This window comes from Aeoliella fuhlenseeensis, from assembly GCF_052161615.1.
Classification (GTDB): domain Bacteria; phylum Planctomycetota; class Planctomycetia; order Pirellulales; family Lacipirellulaceae; genus Aeoliella.
This window is the reverse complement of record NZ_CP197417.1, coordinates 3,901,997-3,922,520: the sequence shown is the minus strand read 5'-3', so window position 1 is coordinate 3,922,520 and position 20,524 is coordinate 3,901,997. Positions and strand designations below refer to the sequence as shown.

Here is a 20,524-nt window from a genome sequence, read left to right as displayed (position 1 = left end):
TGGCTAGGGAGTGGGGGCTGCGAGGTTCACTTGGACCGGAGTGACACGACCCAACCGATCGACCGTTTGAACCAAGATGTCGTCGAGGGTGTTGGGGGTGGAAGTAAGGTCCACGACCTTTGTAGAACCGGGCAGCACGTCGGTCAGCCAAGTACCGGTCGTCCGATGCTGGACGGTCCACAGCCAGGGCTCGTTCGCCGCCTTGAGCTTGAGCTTGGTCGAAACGCCATAGCCCTCGACGTCGGCTTCCGCCGCCGCGATTTGCTCTTCGCCAATCGATAGCCATTCGGTCGCTGGAACCAAGGCCGGTTTGAAATAAACCTGTGTTTGCAGAAGGTCGCGAAGGCCACTGCGATTTTGAGCGATGGCCTTGATGCTGAAGTGAATGTGGCCTGGCCCCTCGACTTCGCTACGGACCAGCTCGATCTCGTCGACGATCTCGCTTGGTGCGAGTCCTTTGTTGTTCGCTTCGACTTTCGAAGTGTACAAGCCAGGCCAGAGATGTCGGTTGTGGGCGTTCTGCTCTTGCCACCAACTCAGTAGCGTTTTGAAACTTTGCGGTTCTTGGTCGATCGGCCAATAGAGCTGCGGGCTCATGTAGTCGACGTAGCCCTCTTGGAACCACAACCGTGAGTCGGCGTAGAGTTTGGCGTAGGCGTCGAAGCCCTTGATCGACTCAGGATGCCCCGGTCGGTAGATGCCAAAGGGACTGACGCCAAACTTCACCCACGGCTTGCGCTGGTGCACCGACTCGCTAATGTCGCGGACGAACTCGTTGACGTTGTTGCGACGGAAGTCATGCCGCGAGAATTGCTCGCCCTTGGGCGTCCGAGCGAGGTACGCTTGCCAGCTCGGTTCGTCGGGGAAGTCGACCTCTTTCCCGTCCGAATCATTGATCGGGTAAGGGTAGAAGTAATCGTCGAAGTGAACGCCGTCGATATCGTAGCGATCGACCACGTCCAAAATCACCTGCTTGCTGTGCGCGGCTGCTTGCTGGTCGCCCGGGTCGAGCCAAAGGTACGTCCCGTACTCTTTGACGAGTTCGGGCTGGGTGCGGCTGATGTGGTTGGCGGAGATCGGGCTCTTGCGCGCGGTGTGGGCCGCGCGATAGGGATTGAACCACGCGTGGAGTTCCAGTCCGCGGCGATGGGCTTCGGTCACGGCGAACTCTAGCGGGTCGAAATCTCCGGCGGGCGCTTTGCCCATCTCGCCAGTGAGGTACTCCGACCACGGTTCGAGCTCGGAGCGATAGATAGCATCCGCAGCGGGACGAACTTGAAACACTACGGCGTTCATATTCATCTCGCTCGCGAGATCGAGCAGCGCGACAAGTTCCTTCTTCATTTCGTCGACAGACAGGCCAGGGCGGCTCGGCCAGTCGATGTTCGCGACGGTGGCGATCCACGCTGCACGAAACTCACGCGGAATGGCGGGTGGCTCCGCGATGGCGAAGGTCGCCAGGTGCAACACGATGACGCAGAGAAACAAGCGGGCGAATCGGTACATACGGCACACGCACAGCAGGGGAGGGGGGGCGAAGTTTCGCAGCATACCAGCCTGCGCTCTGCGAATAAGGCCGTTTATCCGCGAATGCGTGAAAGGGAGATAGTTTTGCGCTTAACTTCTTGTATGGATTCGCCGCTCTACTAAGTTAGGAGTCAGTGGGGCTCCCAGTGGGTTTCACGGGCAGCACGCCACCCCGTCGTTCGCGGCGGGGTGGCGTTTTTTTTGCGCCTCTATCACTTCCGCCCGCTTCGCTAATCGGCGAACAGCGCCTTGCGAAAGCTTCTCGGGGTCGAGCCATACTGCTTGCGAAATGCGATGCCGAACCGCGTGGCGTTCGAGAATCCCGATGCCATTGCCACTTCGGTGATCGACATCTCGCGTTTGCCGAGTAGCGTGCGCCCTCGTTCGAGTCGCACACGGCGAATCTCTTCGGCCGGCGAGCGTTCGAGATAGTTGCGGAACTGAATCTCTAAGCTTCGCCGCGAGATGGCGACCTCGCGCAGGATGTCGTCTACACCGATGCCATGATGCGCGTGATCCTGGATGTAACGCAGCGCTTGGACGATCGTCGGGTCATCGATCGACAACACATCGGTCGAATGGCGACACACCACATCATGCGGCTGAACCAATAACGGAGCTTTAGGAGGCTTGGCTCCGGCGATGAGTGCTGCGAGCAACTCGGCAGCCTGGTAGCCAATGCGTTCGCTCGCCATCGACACGGCCGACAGCGGGGGCGTCGAGACTTCACACAACAGATCGTCCGAATCGCCCGCGAGAATCGCCACGTCGTCGGGTACTCGGACCTCGGCGAAATGGCAAATCTCCGCGATTTGGTGGGCGTGGTGGGCATCGACCGCGAGTATCGCGACCGGGTGCGGCAACGAGGCTAGCCAGCGCGTGACGCGGCGTTGCTGTTCGTCCCAACTGATTTTGCGTCCCGCGCGGTAACCGGGGCGATACTGGTGGCACGCGTAACCAGCCTCTTCCACGGCGGCGGCAAAAGCCTCTCCTCGCCTCGCGCTATAACGGCTGCTGGGCGGCGCGAAGTAAGCGTAGTTCGTGAAACCGCGAGCCATCAGATGCTCGAGCGCGAGTTTTGCACGGGCGTGTTCGTCGGTGTTGACCTTCGCGACGTTCGGAAGGTCGTCGAGCACGTCGTCGACATCGACCACCGGCAACTTCGTGGCGGCCAGTTGGTCGTACTGCAGGCGACTGGTGATGCGGGCAATCACGCCATCGCCACGCCAGCCATCAGGTAGTGCCGAGCGATGTTCGTGGTCACGCGGGTCGATGAGTAAATGCCAAGCGGCGCGTTTTTCTGCGAAGCTCGCAATACCGCGGATCACTCGCCGTCCCCATGTCGATTCGGTCTCGATGAGGATGGCGATCCGATGAACCTTGATCGCTTTCTCTTTGACTTCCAATGCTGCACCCGATGAAGTAGCGATTTCTGTTGCGGCTTTTGCAGTCCGCAGAATCACTCGAGCAATACCCAAGAGGGAGATTGCTACCTACAAAGCCTGTGCATTTCATGGTACCCTGAACTGCCCGAGTCGGCTGCGCGAAAGCGATAAGATTTCTACTTTACTCGCGGCTTGCGGCGAGCCGAATAGTTACTACGGGGACCCAGGCCAACCTGTCAGGCGTACGCGAGGATTGGAGCTGCTGTGGCACAAAAGAAGCTTTACAAGTCGATTGGCCTGATGAGCGGCACCTCGGCAGATGGCGTGGATGCCGCGCTAGTGGTCACCGATGGCGAAGTAAATATCGAGTTCCACGGCGGGCTGACGCTGCCTTACGACGAGTCTCTGCGCGGGCTGCTGCTGGAAGCTTCGCAGCACAACCTGCCCACGACCGAGTTGCTGCGGCTTGAGAAACAGATGACGCTGCATCACGGCGAGGCAGTCAACGCCCTGGTCGAGCACCTGGGCAAGCCGGCCGAAGGAGCCGACGTAATTGGCTTTCACGGCCACACCGTGCGGCACCTGCCGAACGAAGACATCACGCTGCAAATCGGTAACCCTTGGCTGCTGAACGAGGCAACCGGCATTCCGGTGGTGTTCGACTTCCGGCGACGCGATATGGCGCTGGGTGGGCAGGGGGCACCACTGGTGTCGATGTTCCATCAAGCCGTGTTTGCAAAAGAGGGTCGTCCGACGCTGGTACTGAACCTTGGTGGTGTGGCGAACATTACCTGGCTGGGTGATAAGGACGAGATCATCGCCGGCGACACCGGCCCAGGTTGTGGTTTGCTGGACGAATGGGTCCAGGAAATGGCCAACATGAATCACGATGTCGATGGCCAACTGGCGAGTAAAGGACAGGTTCATCAGGACTTGGTCGACGAAGCCCTCGATCGCGAGTTCTTCCGTCGCTCGCTGCCCAAGTCGGCGGATCGCTTCGACTTCGATCACGTCGACGTGTCGGGGCTGAGCGTAGAAGACGGCGCGGCGACGCTGTGCGCGGTGACCGTGCAGGCCGTAGTGCGGGCCGTGGCCATGATGCCGAAATCGCCCGTTACGGTTTGGGTTACCGGTGGCGGCGTGCATCACCCGGTGATCATGTCGCAACTGGCTGCCCACTTCCCGTCGGTGAAGTCCGTGGACGAACTCGGTTTCAATCCCGATACGCTCGAGGCCGAGTGCTTCGCCTGGCTGGCGGTTCGGCACCTCCGCAAGTTGCCGCTGTCGATGCCCCAGACCACTGGCTGTCGCGAAGCCGCGACGGGGGGTGCGTACTTCGGTTAGATTTACGAGCTGATTTTGCTAAGAGACGAATTGAATCGGTGCGTGAAACACTTGGTCGGCGAGTAACAGCCTCGCGGCGACAAGTGGACTATCGACGAACTGAACTCCCGTAAAACTGCCGGTGCCGAGTAGTTTCTCGCGAACGCGGTCACGCAACGGACTGCTGGGACGGAACATGCCTCCCGCGATGGCGAGCGGTATCCGCGTCTCGGCTAGATCTAGCCGCTCAATGGCTCGAAGTAGCGTTGCGTGGAGTTCATCCACTGCATTGCCCACGAGCATCGACGCGGCAGCGTCGTGATTGGCAGCAAGCTCCAGGACTGCGGGTGTCAGCTCGGCAATTGCGGTTTTCGGTTGAGGGTGGCGATAGATCGCCTGTTTCAGTTCGACACTCGAATTGGCTTCGAAGTGCTGCAAGACACGCGTAGCGAACGGCGTCCGTTGTGTTCCACGCTCCAGCTCGTCGAGCGCTGCTCGCAGGGCTTCGCGACCGATGCCATAGCCACTGCCTTCGTCCCCCAACAGGTAGCCCCACCCACCAGAAACGCCGTAATCCCCGTTGGCATCTCGGACGATGGCAGCAGAGCCGGTCCCCGCGATGATCGCGCCCGCCGGTCCCGAAAGGGAGGCGGCGAGTACGGGGGGCAGAACGTCTGGAAACACCCGGCACTCGGTGGCGATACAGTGAATTTGGAGAGACTGTTCGAGCTTCGATCGCCAGGTGGTGTCGACGGTGCCCGCGATGGCTAGCGCGGCGCGCGTGATAGCGGTACCTTCGTCGACTTTCGCGTCGCCGCGAGCAAGGTCGACTGCCGCGAGGATCGCTGCGGTCGCCGCCTCGACGCCGATCGCCCCAGGGTTGCTGGCGGTGGAATGTCCTTCGCCGCGGACGACAAAGTTGCCGCCCTTGCATTCCAGCAACTGGCAATCGGTTTTCGTGCCGCCCCCATCGACTACGAGATAGAGTTCGGAGTCGCTAGAGAAAGACTGCATGAGGTACGCCGTGGAGTGCGATGATTATCGCCTAGCCACCGACGTTGTTAGACGCACCATTGGGCTGGGCGGACGATTTGAGCGCGCGCTGCAGGTGCCCGTTGTGGTGCATCAAGAGTTGCCTCGCTCCGTCGGGCGACACGCCCGCGTGGTACGTTAAGATAGCCGTTTTCACCTCGCCATTGCAATTCTGCAACAGCTCGCTGGCCTCTTTCTCGGAAAGGGCCGTGGCGATGCCAACGATTCGTGTGGCGCGGGCGGCCAGCTTGCTATTGGTGGCCCGCAGGTCGACCATCAGATTGCCGAACGTCTTGCCCAGGCGGATCATGACGCCAGTGCTGATCATGTTAAGCACCATCTTAGTGGCGGTGCCAGCCTTCATCCGTGTCGAACCGCTGAGCACCTCAGGGCCAACGACAGGGATAATGTTGACGTTGCATCGTGTGGTGAGTTCGGCGTCGCGGTTGCACGCGAGTCCCACGCGAAACGCGCCGACCTCGCAGGCGTACTCGAGTCCACCCAAGACGTAAGGGGTACGGCCGCTGGTCGCGATACCAACCACCGCATCGTTGGCGGACAGGTTTACCGACCGAAGATCGGCTTCGCCCATTTTCGGATTGTCTTCCGCCCCCTCGACGGCGGTCGTGAGCGCGGTCAATCCGCCGGCAATGAGTCCGATCACCTGCTTGGGATCGGCGTTGAACGTCGGTGGGCATTCGGCGGCGTCGAGCACCCCGAGGCGTCCCGAAGTCCCGGCGCCGAAGTAAATCAGGCGGCCGCCATCGGCGAGGCGAGCGGAGATCACATCAATCGCTTCGGCAATCGCGACGGCTTGCTCGCCCACCGCCGCCGCTACTCGCGCGTCTTCGGAGTTGATGAGTTCAACCAGTTCGAGCGCGCCAAGTGCATCCAGCATTTCGGAAGCTGGAAGACGTGCTTCGGTAGTAAGCGACTCTAGCATGCGAGGTAGGTGTCCGCCGGTGGAAGAAAAGCTCTTCTGATCCCAGTGATGCACGCATTCTAGACAACGATTTCATCCGTTACAGCGTCATTGCGCAAAACGAATACACCTTTGCGCTCGCCAGACTATAGAACGCCGTACCACCCACTTATTCTTAACACTGGCGAGTACGCGCAGACTGCACGGAAAGGCTTTGACGCCAACACTTTGCTGCGGTGGTAGTGGATTTCCTGGATCTCCACCACCTTCCGTTGCCAAACTTCAAGAACCCCTTCCAGCTGCCATGCATGCAATCGATCTCTGGATCATCGGCGGCTATCTCGCGGCGACTGCCCTGTTTGGCATCCTTGTTGGCCGCGGTCAGCACAACCAAGCCGATTACTTTCTGGGTGGCCGCGAATTGCCCTGGTTCGCGCTGCTGCTCTCGATCGTGGCGACGGAAACCAGCACCGTAACGTTCCTTAGTGTCCCCGGCTTTACGTTCGTCGAAGGGGGGAACTTTTACTTTCTGCAGCTGGCAATTGGCTACATCGTGGGCCGACTGCTTGTGGTTGCCTTGCTACTTCCCATGCACTTTGCCGGAAGGCCAGTCACGGCGTACGCGGTACTCGAACAGCGCTTCGGCATTCCTACCCGGCAAGCCGCTTCCATCGCGTTTCTAATTACCCGTACGGTAGGCGATGGACTGCGACTGTTCCTTACGGCGCTTGCGCTGCAGTACGCCGTTGGGTGGTCGATCGAGGCGTGCGTGCTGGTGATTGCGGGCGTTACCGGCCTGTATTCGTACTATGGCGGTGTGAAGTCCGTGGTCTGGAACGACTGTCTGCAGTTCGCGATCTACATTCTTGGCGCGATAGTCATCGCCGTGCTGATCATTCAGCGACTGCCTGGCGGCGTCGGTCAGGTCGTCGAGTTCGCACAAGAAACGGGCCGCGATAGGTTTTTGGATTTCACTCTTCCTTGGCTTGAGACATCGGGCCATACCACGTTTTGGGCCGGACTGTTCGGCGGCGCGTTCTTGAGCCTTGCGACACACGGCGCCGACCAACTCATTGTCCAGCGTTACTTGTGCGCGAAAGACCAGCGGTCCGCCGCACTTGCCCTCGCCCTTAGCGGGCCCGTGGTGTTCCTGCAGTTCGCACTGTTTTTAGCGATTGGTCTGGGTGTAGCGTGCTACTTCACCGAGTTCGACTCGGCAAAGTTGGCCCTGCCGGGTGACGAGGCGCTCGCCAGTTTCGTAGTAAACGAAGTCCCTCCCGGGCTAACAGGTTTGATCCTCGCCGCGGTCTTTGCCGCGGCAATGTCGACACTTTCGAGCTCCGTGAACTCGTCGGCGAGCTCGCTTCTGGACGACTTGCTCGCACCTTGGGTCGGACATTGGTCGGACAAGAAGAGCCTGTTCATCGCCCGCCTGCTGACAGCCGCATTCACGGTCGCGCAGGCGGTTGTCGCCATCGCCTTCTATCGGCTAGCCGCACAGGAACATGTGGTGCGGCAAGTACTAGCGATCGCAGGATTTGCCGCCGGTTTGTTGCTAGGTCTGTATTTTCTGGGCATGCTGGTAGGACGGGGCAAAAACTGGCAGGCGATCACAGCCCTTCTTGTAGGTGCCGCTGTTACTACCTTTGCTCTGTATCGCCAGGTCGATGGCCTGTGGTTTCCTGTGATCGGCTGCGGCACCACGTTTCTAGTGGGTGCCACGCTAACGTACCTCACGCCAGGTCCAGGCACTGCAACGTCGACGGTCAAATCCCCCGGCTAGTGTGTTCATATGATGTGCCTTCGAACGCTTTTGTCTATCGCCCTTCTGCTTTCCGCCAGCATCGCGTGGGCTACCGAGCCCAGCCAACCGGTAGTCACGCCGGCTGAAGCCGGAATGAGCGAAATCGCCGCGGACATCGACCAAGCCGTGGCGGAGAAGCTCAAGCAGATGCGGCTGCCAGGTTGCGTGGTAGTTGTGGGCCGGGAAGGGAAGATCGTTCATCGCAAAGCGTATGGTCTTCGTCGCCTTGAACCGGGCCCCGAGTTGATGACGGTCGACACGGTGTTCGACATGGCATCGCTCACCAAGCCAATCGCCACGAGCACCAGCATCATGCAGTTAGTCGAGCAGGGTAAGCTGCGACTCGACGACAAAGTGTCTGATTTTTTCCCCGAGTTCGCCGCGAATGGCAAGAGCGATATCACGGTCGAGCACTTGCTGCTTCATTCCGCCGGTCTCATTCCCGACACCTCAATTAGTGATTACCAGGAGGGTTGGTCGCCGGCGCTTGCGAAGATCTGCGAGCTCAAGCCGCTTTCAGCGCCTGGTGCAGAGTTCAAGTACTCGGACGTTGGTTTTCAATTGCTTGGCGCGATCGTCGAAAAGGTTTCCGGCCAAACGCTGGACGAGTACACCCGCGAGCATGTGTTTGGGCCGCTGGGGATGAACGAGACGATGTTCAATCCCGGCGAAGAACTTCGCGAACGAGCTGCCACCACGGAGAAAGAAGGAGACGACTGGCTTCGCGGAATCGTCCACGATCCGCGGGCGCGCAAAGTAGGCGGAATCGCAGGGCACGCGGGGCTTTTCAGCACGGCGGATGACCTGGCACGCTACGCAAACGCACTGCTCGGTGGGGGCGCCCCCCTAATGAACAGTTCGACCTTCGAGAACTGGACCACTTCGCGCGACATTGACGGGAATCTCCGCGGCCTAGGATGGGATATGCGGAGCGGCTATTCCAAGAATCGTGGCAAGCACATGAGTCCACGGGCCATCGGGCATGGTGGGTTTACCGGGACGGCGATGTGGATCGATCCGGGCCTCGATCTGTTTGTCATCTTCCTGTCGAACCGCGTGCATCCTGATGGCAAGGGCGAAGCCAACGAGCTCGCCGGACGCATCGGGACGATCGCTAGTGCGGCCTGTACGGTCAGCGCTCCAGCCCCTGAGCCCGCCGCCTCCACGTCGACAGCGCCAACCGTTCTTGGTATCGATGCGCTCGTGGCCGATGGCTTCGCGCCACTGCGTGGTAAGCGCGTTGGGCTGATCGCCAATCACACGAGTATCAACGCGGAGGGTAAGTCGACGATCGACCTCTTGGCCTCGGCACCCGACGTCAAGCTGGTCGCGCTCTTTAGCCCCGAGCATGGACTTCGTGGCACGGAAGACCACGCCAACATCACGGACAGCATCGACGAGAAGACGAAGCTGCCGGTTTACAGCCTCTATGGAAAAACCAACAAACCCACGCCCGAGCAACTCGCGGACATCGACGTGCTGGTATTCGACATTCAGGACATTGGATGTCGCTTCTATACCTATCTATCGACGATGGGCTTGGCGATGGAAGCCGCCGCGGAAGCGGGCAAGGCCTTTGTCGTTCTCGATCGACCCAATCCAATCGGTGGCCACGTCGTGGAAGGGCCGGTGCTCGATGCGGGAGACGAGGCGTTCGTTGGGTATCACACGATCCCCGTTCGTCACGGCATGACGATGGGCGAGCTGGCCGGCATGATCATGGCCGAGAAGCAGTTAGACTTGGACCTGACAGTAGTCCAAGTGCAAAACTGGGATCGAAACAGTTATCTCTATGAAACGGGCCTGCCGTGGGTGAATACGTCGCCCAACATGCGTTCGCTGACCGAGGCCCTGCTCTACCCTGGCGTGGGGTTGTTCGAAACGACCAACGTCTCGGTCGGTCGTGGCACTGGAACTCCCTTCGAGCTGTTCGGTGCTCCCTGGATCGATGGCCGAGCCTTGGCGGACAAGATCAACGCGTACCGACTACCCGGCGTCGAAGCCATGGCGGTTCGTTTCACACCCGATGCCAGCAAATTCGAAGGCGAACCGTGCGGCGGTGTGAACTTCATCGTCACCGATTGGGAAACCTTTCGCCCCGTGAACCTGACATGGTGCGTCGGCGCGAGCCTTGTCGAGTTGTATCCCGATCAATGGGAAGCCAGGAGTTTCAATCGCCTGCTGATCAACAAAGAGGTCCACGAGTTGGTGTCCAAAGGCGTGAGCCCCGCGGAAATCGAGGCCAGCTACGCCGACGATCTCGAGAAGTTTCTGAAGCGACGCCAACAGTTCCTGCTCTATTAGTTATCAACCTACCAAGACTTTCACTGCCAAAGCATGCGCACTGCCTCGCTCTACCGCTTCTTAACTGTACTCCTCGCCGGCGTTTCGCTGGTTGTCGCAGGGAGAGCTTGCGCCGACACGTTCGTGGGGCAAAAGTTTGCCGTGGCTACGGTGAATCCCATCGCGACCGAGGCGGGGGTTGAAGTACTTCGCGAAGGTGGCAATGCCGTCGACGCAGCCATCAGCGCGGCGCTCACGTTAGCCGTGGTCGATGGTCACAATTCGGGAATCGGCGGTGGGTGTTTGATTCTCATTCGGACGGCCGATGGCCGGTTGACTGCCATCGATGGTCGTGAGCGTGCGCCTGCTAAGGCGACGCCTGATATGTTCGTCATCGATGGCAAACTCGACCCGATGGCAAGTCAGACAGGCCCACTCGCCAGTGGAGTTCCTGGTGCGCTGGCCGCGTACGATAAGGCCGCCAAACTGTGTGGCTCCAAGCCGCTAAGCCGATTGATCGAACCGGCGCGTCATGCGGCCGCTGGCGGATTCGTGATTGATTCTCGGCTTGGTGCCGTGATTGCGGGCACGAAGGAGAAGCTTCGGAAGTTTCCCGGCACCCGCGCGGTGTATTTCAAACCCGATGGCACCGTGTATCGCGAGGGCGATCGACTCGTGCAAAAGGACCTGGCCGGCACCTTGGCCAACGTTCAAGAGCATGGCATCGACGGCTTTTACCGTGGCAAAACCGCCGAACAGATTGGCGAGTGGATGCAGGCCAACGGCGGCATCATGACCGCCGACGACTTCGCCAACTACGAAGCCGTGGAGCGGACGCCGCTGCGTACAACATATCGCGGGTACACAATCATCGGCTTTCCGCCACCCAGCAGTGGTGGGGTGCACGTGGCCGAGGCGCTCAACATGCTCGAAGGCTACGATCTAGCGGCGATCAACAAGCGAAGCAGCGTGGACGCCACGCATCTTATCGCCGAGGTGATGACACGGGTGTTTGCCGATCGCGCGTATTGGCTGGGGGATGCTGACTACGTCGACGTTCCGCGCGGGCTCATCGAAAAGGCCTACGCCAAACAGCTCGCAACCACGATCGATCTCGACCGTGCCACCCCGGTGCCTACGCACGGCACTCCCCCCGAGTGGCGTCAGGACTTGTTCGGTCGACACACCACTCACATCGCAGCCGCGGACGCGGCGGGCAACTGGGTGGCGATCACCGCCACCATCAACACTTCGTTTGGTTCGGGCGTGATTGTGCCCGGTACCGGTGTTGTGATGAACAACGAGATGGACGACTTCTCGATTCAGCCTGGCGTTCCAAATGCGTTTGGATTGGTCGGCGCGGAGAACAATGCCATCGCTCCCGGCAAGCGTCCGCTCTCGAGCATGAGCCCAACCATCGTGCTCGACGAACAAGATCAGCCGTTGATGACCATCGGCGCCGCAGGTGGTCCCAAGATCATCACGCAGGTTCTGCTCGGCGTTATCCGCTACTTGGACTTCGGGCAGTCGCTCGCCGATGCGCTAGCGACTCCTCGGTTTCATCACCAGTGGCGGCCCAATGAGTTGGGGCTCGAAAGCACGGCTTCCGACGAGTGGCGCGAGGAGCTTGCGTCCCGCGGGCATCGCGTGACCACGCTTCCCTCCGCTGGAGTTAGCCAAGCCATCGCCAAGACGAAGGATGGCCGATTGATGGCGGTCTCTGATCCGCGAGTTCCCGGTAAAGCGGACGGCGAGTAGCGACGACAGATAGACGCTCCCGCCCTTTGCATCGACACCACTGTTCCGTTCCGTTTGCTTCGACGCTGCCCCTATGTTGTTTCAACGCGCATTCCAGAACGTGACTGCAAATCTGTGGGATCGCCACAAGCTTCGTAAACCACTAGCGGCTAGATCGAAGCCAGGGCGTTCGCTCGCACTCGAACCGCTCGAATCACGCTTCGCGCTCTCATCGATGGGGCTGGTTGAAACACCCTACGCGCCGACGGGTGGGCTCGATGGCAAGATTGTCTACGTCCATGGTGGCCACGGGTATTATGCCGACAATCTCGGCGATGGAGACTGGTTCTTCCAACGCCCCGAGACCTTCGAAATGATCGAAGACCTCGGCAATCAGGACCAGATGTCGTATTTAGTCGACTACCTGTTCCGGGCCGGTGCGACGGTCGTGCCGCTCCGCCCCGTAGGTCACCAACCGAACGAAGTAGTGCTCGACAACGACGACCTTGGCGTGTCGTTCCGCGGGGCCTGGAGCAATAGCAACGCATCGGTTTACTACGGCTCGGTCGGCGACGTGTCCTATCGTTTTGCCACGTCGAGCCTCACCGAAACGGCGGTCGCGCGCTACCAGCCCAACATCCCCGAAGCGGGCTATTACCCCATCTACACGTTCGTCACGGCGAGTGCCAATCGGGCCGCCGACCAACTCTACCGCGTGCACCACGCAGGTGGCGAGACAGAAGTAACCGTCAACCATCGTCGCGTCGGCAACGGACTAGTGTATCTCGGCACCTATTATTTCGAGGCCGGCACGGAAGGCTACGTCGAGATAAGCAATAAATCGAGCCAGGCCGGTAGCGCAGTGATCGCCGATATGATTCGGTTCGGCAATGGCATGGGCGATATGGACCGCGGCGGTGGAGTCTCGGGCCGGACGCGTGAAGACGAGATGGCCCTGTACTGGACCCAGTGGCACGCCACGCGGTCGCAAGGCATTCCGTCGAATTCCTATCGCATCTCGACCGATGACTTTGAGTCGCGTGTGTCTGCCGCGCCGCTGTACGCCGCGTACATGAACCGTGAGGCGGACGGCGATTTGTCCGACCGACTCTTCGTCAGCTTCCACTCCAATGCGAGTGGCGGATCGGGCACCGCCCGCGGAGTAGAGGGGTTATGGAACGATGGCTCAGGTTCCAACACCGCGACTCCCAACCAATTCTTGCTAGCCGATCTTCTTGCACGAGAGATCAATACCGATTTGATCGCCCTCAATGGCACCTTCGAGCACAATTGGGCCAGTCGCGCGAATCCAACCTACGGTGCTTCGTTCGGCGAAATCAACAACAATCGAATCGGTGGCGAGTTCGACGCCACGATCATCGAAACGGGCTATCACGACAATCAGCAAGACGCCGAGATGCTCCGCGACCCACGTGTTCGCGACGCACTGGCTCGCTCGACTTACCAAGGCATTGTGAAGTACTTCCGCGCGGTCGATGGCAATACGACTCCGCTGAGCTTTGCGCCCTCGCAAGTAGCCGGCGTGTGGGCCGCGAGCAGCACGGCGGGTAGTGTCACGCTCCACTGGCAGCCACCAGTTGCCTCGGGGGCGCTGGGCGACTCGGCGACCGGCTATCGACTGTTTGTGTCGACGAATGGCTACGCCTTCGATGGCGGAACCTACGTCGCCGGCGCCAGTGCTACGTCGCATACGTTCTCCGGTCTCGATCCCTTGCAAACGTACTACTTTCAAGTCGTCGCCGAGAACGCAGGAGGAGCTTCCCCCGGGTCCCAGGTGGTAGCCGCCAAGCCTAACGACAGCGAGTATCGCGTGCTGATCGTCAATGCGTTCGACCGCCTTGGTCGATCGCAGAATCCACGCGAGGCTTTTGGAGCGGCCGGTAACACAATCGATCGTGTTCGCACGCAGCAGAGCAACTCGGGCGACTACGCCGTGGTGGTTGCACAGGCCATTCAGCGGCAGGCGAAGAATCTCGGCATTGCCACGGCCAGCAACGAACGCGTGGCCGATGGTTCGGTGAACCTTGCCGACTACGATGCCGTAATCTGGATGGCAGGCGAAGAGTCGACGGCGGATCAAACATTCTCACCAGCCGAACAAACTCTGGTGGCGCAGTACATCGCTGCGGGTGGCAATGTGTTCGCATCGGGATCAGAGATTGGGTGGGACCTCGACGCGCAGAACAATGGCCGCTCGTTCTTCGAGAACGTTCTGCGGGCCAACTACGTGGCCGATAACGCGAATTCCTATACAGCTACCGGGACAAACTTCCTTGCCGGACTCGATCTGTCATTCGACAACGGACAAAAGTTCTACGACGTGAACTTTCCCGATGTGCTTGGCTCCTCGGCGGGCTCTGCGATCATTGCGACTTATCCCGATGGCCGCGGTGCCGCCACCTACGCTGCAGGCACCGGCGGGGCAGGGGATGTTGTCGTCATGGGTGTGCCGGTCGAAAGCATTCTCTCAACCGCGGCGCAGGACGAAGCAATCCGCCGAATCCTAGTGGCATTCGGACTCCCAACGGTGGTCGATGTGCCAACGGAGTTGACTATCGACAACGGCACCGGAAGTCCGGCCTTTACCACAACGGGCAGTTGGACCTCGGTCACGTCATCGCAAGCCCAGGGAGGATCCTACCTGCGAGCCAGTGCCGGAACTTCTGCGACTGCAACTTGGCAGTTCGAATTGGATCAATATGGAGAGGTCGAGCTATTCGTTCGCTGGCTTTCAACCAGCTCGACGGCATCAGCAGCGAGATTTACGATCGACACCGGGTTTGGCCTTGAAGAAGTCTACGCGAATCAAGCCACTCAGGGTGGCGAATGGGTGTCCCTAGGACGTTTCGCCATCGCGGCGGGTACTCGCGCGGTGACGCTTTACGCGACTGGTGCCACGGGGGGAGCGCACGTGATCGCGGACGCGGTGCGACTAACGGTGAGCGACTCTCAATCGGTGTTTGCCGACTCCAATCAGGACAACCAAGTCAATCTAGCGGACTACTCCGTGTGGCGCGACCAACTAGGCGCGTCGACAGTCCGAGGTAGCAAAGCCGATGCGGATGGCGATGGCCTGGTCACAGCAGCCGATTACCGTTGGTGGAAGCTTCAGTACGGTACGACTCGGCCCGTGCAGTTCGCGAATGAGACTTCGAGGTCTGCATTCAGTGCCGCTGCCGGCGATCTGAGCACGACTATTCAAGCCGCCCAAGAAAATGCGTCGGCGGCGAACGAAGTACTGGCAGAGCCCACGTTCGCCTCTACGCCATCCGCTATCAAGCTCCCTTCGGATTCTGCCGAGAAGCCGCACCCCCGCACCTCCACGGGACCGCAGGCAACGCGACAGGTCGACGACGCACTGCTTCTACTCTTTCGCGCACCCAACTCTCTCACACGCGCAGATGCTGTGCGGGAAGATGCATTGAATGCGGTTGGGCGCAGCGGGGAGTTCGTGAGTTCTCATGAGCTGTCGATCGTCGACGAAGTGTTCGAATCGCTAGTGCGCAATAGCGAGAATTAAACCCGCATAAAGAGCACGACTTCTCGACAGAAATGACTATCCTGAGAACGTGCAGATCCTCGTGACCCTCACAACACCACCTCGCCAGTTAGGCGGGTTGAACCCAACGACGCTCTGAGAGCTGAACCGCTCCCCAACAGCTCGCTGCCACTCGCGAACTCGTAGGAATAGCCAAAGGAAGCCCAACATGACGATCTCTCGCCGCCCCCTTCGATTGACGCTCGCCGCACTCGTTAGCTTGACCTTGAGTATCGCGCCAACCCGCGCAGCGGATCTTTACTGGGACGCCGACCTAACGGCGGCCGGCAACGACACGTTCGGCAGCGGTCTGGGTGGCGCGGGAACTTGGGACACCAGCTCGACCGCGTTCTGGAATCCGAGCAGCCCCGGCTCCAATGTTGCTTGGACGAATGGGAATCAAGCTCTGTTCGCGGGCACGCCTGGGGAGGTGCTGATTCCGTCGGTCGCCACTGGACAGACTCGTATCGAACGCACTGTCTCAGGTTTAACTTTCAATGCCGATGGCTTCGTAGTGACCGGTGGAACCACCGGCGTTATCGGCGGCATTAACTTGGGCGCATCGGCTGGCAATCTCGTCTCGACTTCCGGAACCGGCACCATCGCGGCCCGTTTAGCCGGCACTGGAGGATTCAATGTGTCGGGTGGCGGCGTCATTCGCCTCGCACCGGCGACGAACGTTAATATCACGTCGGGCCCCGTTTCCATCACCGGTGGATCGACGCTCGACCTATCGCGGTCTGGCGATATTGGTAGCACGGGTGTCGGTTCAGGTGCAATCACCCTCGACAATGGCACTCTGAAGAACTCGTCTGCTGGAACCACGGATACCACTTTTGTCTCGGGCAATCGCGGTCTTGTTCTGGGTGCGGGTGGTGCACGCCTCGATCCTCAACAGGTCGGCCTCTACAGCGGTATTGTCAGTGGCAACGTGCTGACAAAGATCGGTGCGGGCGAGCTCCGTTTTAGTGGTGGTGCGAATCAGGTCAGCACTTATACCCAAACGGTCATCGAAGGGGGCATGATCAGCATCGGTCAAGCGACCACGTTAGGCAACGACCGTAACCTTGGTGCTGTCCCTGCCTCGTTCATGCAAGACAATATTGTGATGAACAGCGGTACCATCCTCCGTTTCCTGGGTAGCGATGGTCTGAATAACACGACGGTTAACCTCCACCAAAATCGTGGCATCACGCTCAATGCCGATGCTACTTTCAATGCCGATACGGCGAATGGCGTCATTGCGGGGAAAATCACTGGCGCTGGACCAATCACAAAGCTCGGGGGATCGATCCTCAACTTGGCAGCCGCCAATGACTACGTTGGCGGTACTATCATCGGGGGCGGTACGCTTCGGGCCACTAACACCACGGGGTCTGCGACCGGTGACAATCTGGTCCTCTTGAACAGCGGTTCGATTGATGGCACAGGCTTCATCACTGGTCTGATCGAAGCGGCCGGAGGGACACGCATCGCCGCTGGTATCGGAAACGCGAACTCGACGCTTACGCTCTCCACCGTCACAACCCTCGCCTCGAACTCGATCATTGATGCCCTTGTGGGCGAGAACGGCAACGACGTTCTCAACATCGCCACTCCCGGAGGCCTCAATGTCTCCTCGGGTGTGATTCTGAACCTCAGCGGTTCGAACACCACGGTCGCGCCGGCCGGCAAGACTTACACGCTCATCGACTACAATTCCTCTTACGTCGGGGACTTCAGCTCGTTCAACATCAATAACGCCACCGGGTACGATGTCGTCGTAACGGACGATGTTGCCAATTCGCGAATTGTGGCCACCTTCGGATCCACCATTCGAGACAAGCAGTGGGTGACCAATGGCGATGGTAACTGGTCGAACGTCGCAGCGGACGATGTCAATTGGACCGATGGTGCTAGCCCCGCAACCAATCCCGGTGCTCCGAATGGCATTGGGACGACTGCTCGCTTCCTCGGCGCGATTACCGCTCCCGTCACTGTGACAATCAGTGATGTAAGCAAAGGAGTGGGGCATCTGATTTTCGACAACGCTAACAAGTACACCATCGCGGGTGCAACAACGGCCCAACGGCTGGCCTTCAACACCTACGAAGGCAATGCCTCGATCGACGTCCTGCAAGGCTCGCACGATATCACTGCCCGTGTGACCTTCACTCAAGAAACCGACCTCAATATCGCCGCCGGCTCATCGCTTTTGCTGGCGGGAGCGGGGTCTAGCACCGGGGTGCTCAATAACGGTGGCGTAAACATCCTTGGTGGCGGTACTTTGTTGATCCGCCAGGATTGGGGTGGCTTCGGCGATACGAATATCGTCAATGGCACGTTGAAGTTCGATATTTCCGCGGCCGGACTCGCCACCAATACCAATGTGAATATTGGTGCCAATGGTGTGTTTGACATGAATCTCATCAACGACACCTTTGGCTACCTCAATGGATCGGGGCCCATCATCAATGGTGGCAATGTGACCCTAAATGGCAACAACACGACACCCGCCGTGTGGAATGGTAACTATAGCGGCACCAATGCTAGTCGCACGCTCACGAAGAACGGCGCCGGGGTCCAAGTGCTGGGAGGCAATAATGACTTCATTACCTCGACCGTGTCAGCTGGTACGCTCCTGGCGAACAACGACACGGGTTTTGCCCTGGGTACCACTGGCGTCACTACCGTCGCGTCGGGTGCCACCCTTGGTGGCGATGGCACGTTGGGTAACCGTGTGTCGGTCAGTGCTGGAGGCATTATGTCCCCAGGGGCTGCGGGAGTTAACTCCGTCGGCACCTTGACGCTCGATAGTGCGGTACCCACCGCAGCCGCCCTCACGCTTGCGACTTCCACTTCGCGGTTGAACTTCGATCTGGGGGCTGGACTTACTAGCGACACGATCGCACTAGTGAATGGTGCCGCGGGCGACATCGTATTCGCCACCGGCAATAACACCATCAACTTCACCGATACTACTTCGGGCAGCCTGACCTCTGGCAACTACACACTGTTCTCTTCCGATGTCGCCAGTGCCTACGCGGGCTCTTTCGCCGTGGATGGCAGCAACAACATTACCGGTGGGCTCGTCGTTGGAACGGGACTGACCGCGTACGAAAGTGCTGTGCTCAAGCTCGTCGGCAACGACATCGTGCTTAGCCTCACCGCCGCTTCGAGTGCTCTCCTGGGCGACTTCAATGGCGATGGCTTTGTGAACCTGGCCGACTACACCGTGTGGCGTGACAACCTGGGTGCTACCGAAGGCACCTTGCTTAGTGGCAACGGCACCGGTGGCGTGATTGACGCCGACGACTACAACGCCTGGAAGACGAACTTCGGAGCCTCGAGCCCCGGCAGCTTGATCGCCGGCACGGCCTCTGTGCCCGAGCCATCGACCGTCATCACCCTGCTTGCGGGACTTGCTGCGACCGCGCTGTGCGTCCGCAAGCAACGTTCGACTTGCTAAAGAGTTTTCGGCCACACGGGCTACCGCGCCCATGCTACGGAGTGCCGTGTGTTGGAACAGATGTTGGAAGCGTCCTGACGATTGGATGGTGCGCATAGCCGAACGATTGCGCATGTCCGAGAGAAAATGACGCAAAAAACGCATGGCGTTAATCGTCCTCTTTTTTAGGATGAATTGAGAAGAGGCGTTTGGCGGCCAATCTCTTCTATTTCGGAACAGATCAAACTAGTTCAGGCGAGGCAGGAGTACCCAATGCCCAAACTTGCATCCCCACGCGGCCGCCAGGCCTTCACGCTCGTCGAGCTACTAGTAGTCATCGCCATCATTGGCATCTTGGTGGCCCTATTGCTCCCGGCAGTCCAGGCCGCACGCGAAGCCGCTCGACGCACCCAGTGCAAGAACCAATTGAAGCAGATCGGGCTTGCTTCGCTACTGCATGAGGACACGCACGGTTTTTTGCCAAGCGGTGGCTGGGGGACGTCTTTCATTGCCGACGCCAGACGAGGTTTTGGGGAACAGCAACCTGGGGGTTGGTGCTATAGCGTTTTGGCCTACCTGGAGCAGACCAATCTTGCTGCTCTCGGCGGGGGATTGACTGGCACGCAATTTCAACAGGCCTCAACGGCAATGAATACTACGCCCGTCGACACATTTATATGTCCGTCTCGTCGGGCCTCGCGCGCTTATGCCGTGGACTGGGGTACGATTCCCATTAGAGAGCAACCTTGGATTACTGGGCTTCAGGCCTCGACGAAATCTGATTATGCGGCTAACACCGGGGATGCGCAGCATTCAGCATCTTCAAGCTCTGGGACCAATTTCTGGCAACCTTCCAGCTACAGCACACTCCAGCTCATGTCCGCCTGGACCCCTACGAACCAGCGGACGGGCGTGAATGCCAAGTTTTTTCAATCTGGCGTAATCTACTACCGCAGTGAAACCAAACTCTCGCAAGTTGCAGATGGCACCAGTAATACCTACCTCATAGGTGAAAAGCTTATGAGTACGCGAGTCTACGATGACGTTAAAGCGGTCAGCCCGCTTGCATGGGAAGGTTATGGCGACAATCAAAATGCCTTCGTCGGCTTCGAATGGGATAACCACCGCGTTGCGTGGGCTCCTTTTCAGCAGTACACCGGTGAGCCGAACGCTTATCAACCGCAACAAGATCGTGCGGGAACTGGCGAAGCAGTCAATGACCGGGCCTTCTCCTTCGCTTTTGGTAGCGCCCACAGCGGTGGCTTTAATATGGCGATGTGCGACGGTTCGGTCGACCTTGTCGAGTACGACATCGACCAAGCCACCCACCGCCAGCGGGCCGTCCGTTACGACGATGGTAATCGGCAATAATCGCCCAGCCTTGTTTCCGGCCCGAAACTCGGTTTCCAAACGGCCTCTAGCCAGCTCCGCTAGGTCGCCGATAGAATAGGCGAACCGCGTCCGGGGACCTAGGGTCTTTCGGATATCGCCCCGAAGGCCACCGGCCCGGCGGGCAAATCACTTG

General features: G+C 59.4%; 11 protein-coding genes. 7 read left to right on the top strand and 4 right to left on the bottom strand.

Features of this window, described 5'->3' with window-relative positions; genetic code table 11:
* Positions 1-3: 3 nt before the first annotated feature.
* Both SH292x_RS15395 and SH292x_RS15390 read right to left on the bottom strand, forming a co-directional pair.
* Positions 4-1,506, bottom strand: a complete 1,503-nt coding sequence (locus SH292x_RS15395; RefSeq protein WP_442481899.1) for a glycoside hydrolase family 10 protein — start codon at positions 1,504-1,506, stop codon at positions 4-6.
* A gap of 251 nt (positions 1,507-1,757) precedes the next feature.
* The gene (locus SH292x_RS15390) at positions 1,758-3,005 is read right to left on the bottom strand and encodes a substrate-binding domain-containing protein (RefSeq protein ID WP_442481898.1); all 1,248 of its coding nucleotides are present in this window, start codon (positions 3,003-3,005) and stop codon (positions 1,758-1,760) included.
* Positions 3,006-3,176: 171 nt separating this feature from the next.
* Here SH292x_RS15390 and SH292x_RS15385 point away from each other — a divergent pair, with 171 nt between their 5' ends.
* On the top strand, positions 3,177-4,256 hold the full coding sequence (locus SH292x_RS15385) for an anhydro-N-acetylmuramic acid kinase (protein ID WP_442481897.1): 1,080 nt from the start codon (positions 3,177-3,179) through the stop codon (positions 4,254-4,256).
* Positions 4,257-4,274: 18 nt separating this feature from the next.
* On the opposite strand, the gene SH292x_RS15380 is transcribed toward SH292x_RS15385, so the two are convergent.
* Together SH292x_RS15380 and murQ are read right to left on the bottom strand one after the other, a co-directional pair.
* Entirely contained in the window at positions 4,275-5,249 is a 975-nt protein-coding gene (locus tag SH292x_RS15380; RefSeq protein ID WP_442481896.1) for an N-acetylglucosamine kinase, read from the bottom strand.
* Positions 5,250-5,280: 31 nt separating this feature from the next.
* A complete protein-coding gene (murQ, locus tag SH292x_RS15375; protein ID WP_442481895.1) occupies positions 5,281-6,210 on the bottom strand; it encodes an N-acetylmuramic acid 6-phosphate etherase in 930 nt (309 codons plus the stop codon).
* A 283-nt stretch (positions 6,211-6,493) separates the two neighbouring features.
* Between murQ and SH292x_RS15370 the strand changes: the two genes are divergently transcribed.
* The 6 genes from SH292x_RS15370 to SH292x_RS15345 all read left to right on the top strand — a co-directional run bounded on the left by SH292x_RS15370 (position 6,494) and on the right by SH292x_RS15345 (position 20,370).
* Positions 6,494-7,972: a sodium:solute symporter family transporter gene (locus SH292x_RS15370; RefSeq protein WP_442481894.1), complete on the top strand. Its 1,479-nt coding sequence runs from the start codon at positions 6,494-6,496 to the stop codon at positions 7,970-7,972.
* A gap of 30 nt (positions 7,973-8,002) precedes the next feature.
* The gene (locus SH292x_RS15365; RefSeq protein WP_442481893.1) at positions 8,003-10,297 is read left to right on the top strand and encodes an exo-beta-N-acetylmuramidase NamZ domain-containing protein; all 2,295 of its coding nucleotides are present in this window, start codon (positions 8,003-8,005) and stop codon (positions 10,295-10,297) included.
* A gap of 33 nt (positions 10,298-10,330) precedes the next feature.
* Positions 10,331-12,034: a gamma-glutamyltransferase gene (ggt, locus tag SH292x_RS15360; protein ID WP_442481892.1), complete on the top strand. Its 1,704-nt coding sequence runs from the start codon at positions 10,331-10,333 to the stop codon at positions 12,032-12,034.
* Positions 12,035-12,107: 73 nt separating this feature from the next.
* Positions 12,108-15,554: a golvesin C-terminal-like domain-containing protein gene (locus SH292x_RS15355; RefSeq protein WP_442481891.1), complete on the top strand. Its 3,447-nt coding sequence runs from the start codon at positions 12,108-12,110 to the stop codon at positions 15,552-15,554.
* 187 nt (positions 15,555-15,741) lie between these two features.
* Complete coding sequence (locus SH292x_RS15350) at positions 15,742-19,020, top strand: beta strand repeat-containing protein (RefSeq protein ID WP_442481890.1); 3,279 nt, start codon at positions 15,742-15,744, stop codon at positions 19,018-19,020.
* A gap of 252 nt (positions 19,021-19,272) precedes the next feature.
* Positions 19,273-20,370: a DUF1559 family PulG-like putative transporter gene (locus tag SH292x_RS15345; RefSeq protein WP_442481889.1), complete on the top strand. Its 1,098-nt coding sequence runs from the start codon at positions 19,273-19,275 to the stop codon at positions 20,368-20,370.
* Positions 20,371-20,524 lie beyond the last annotated feature (154 nt).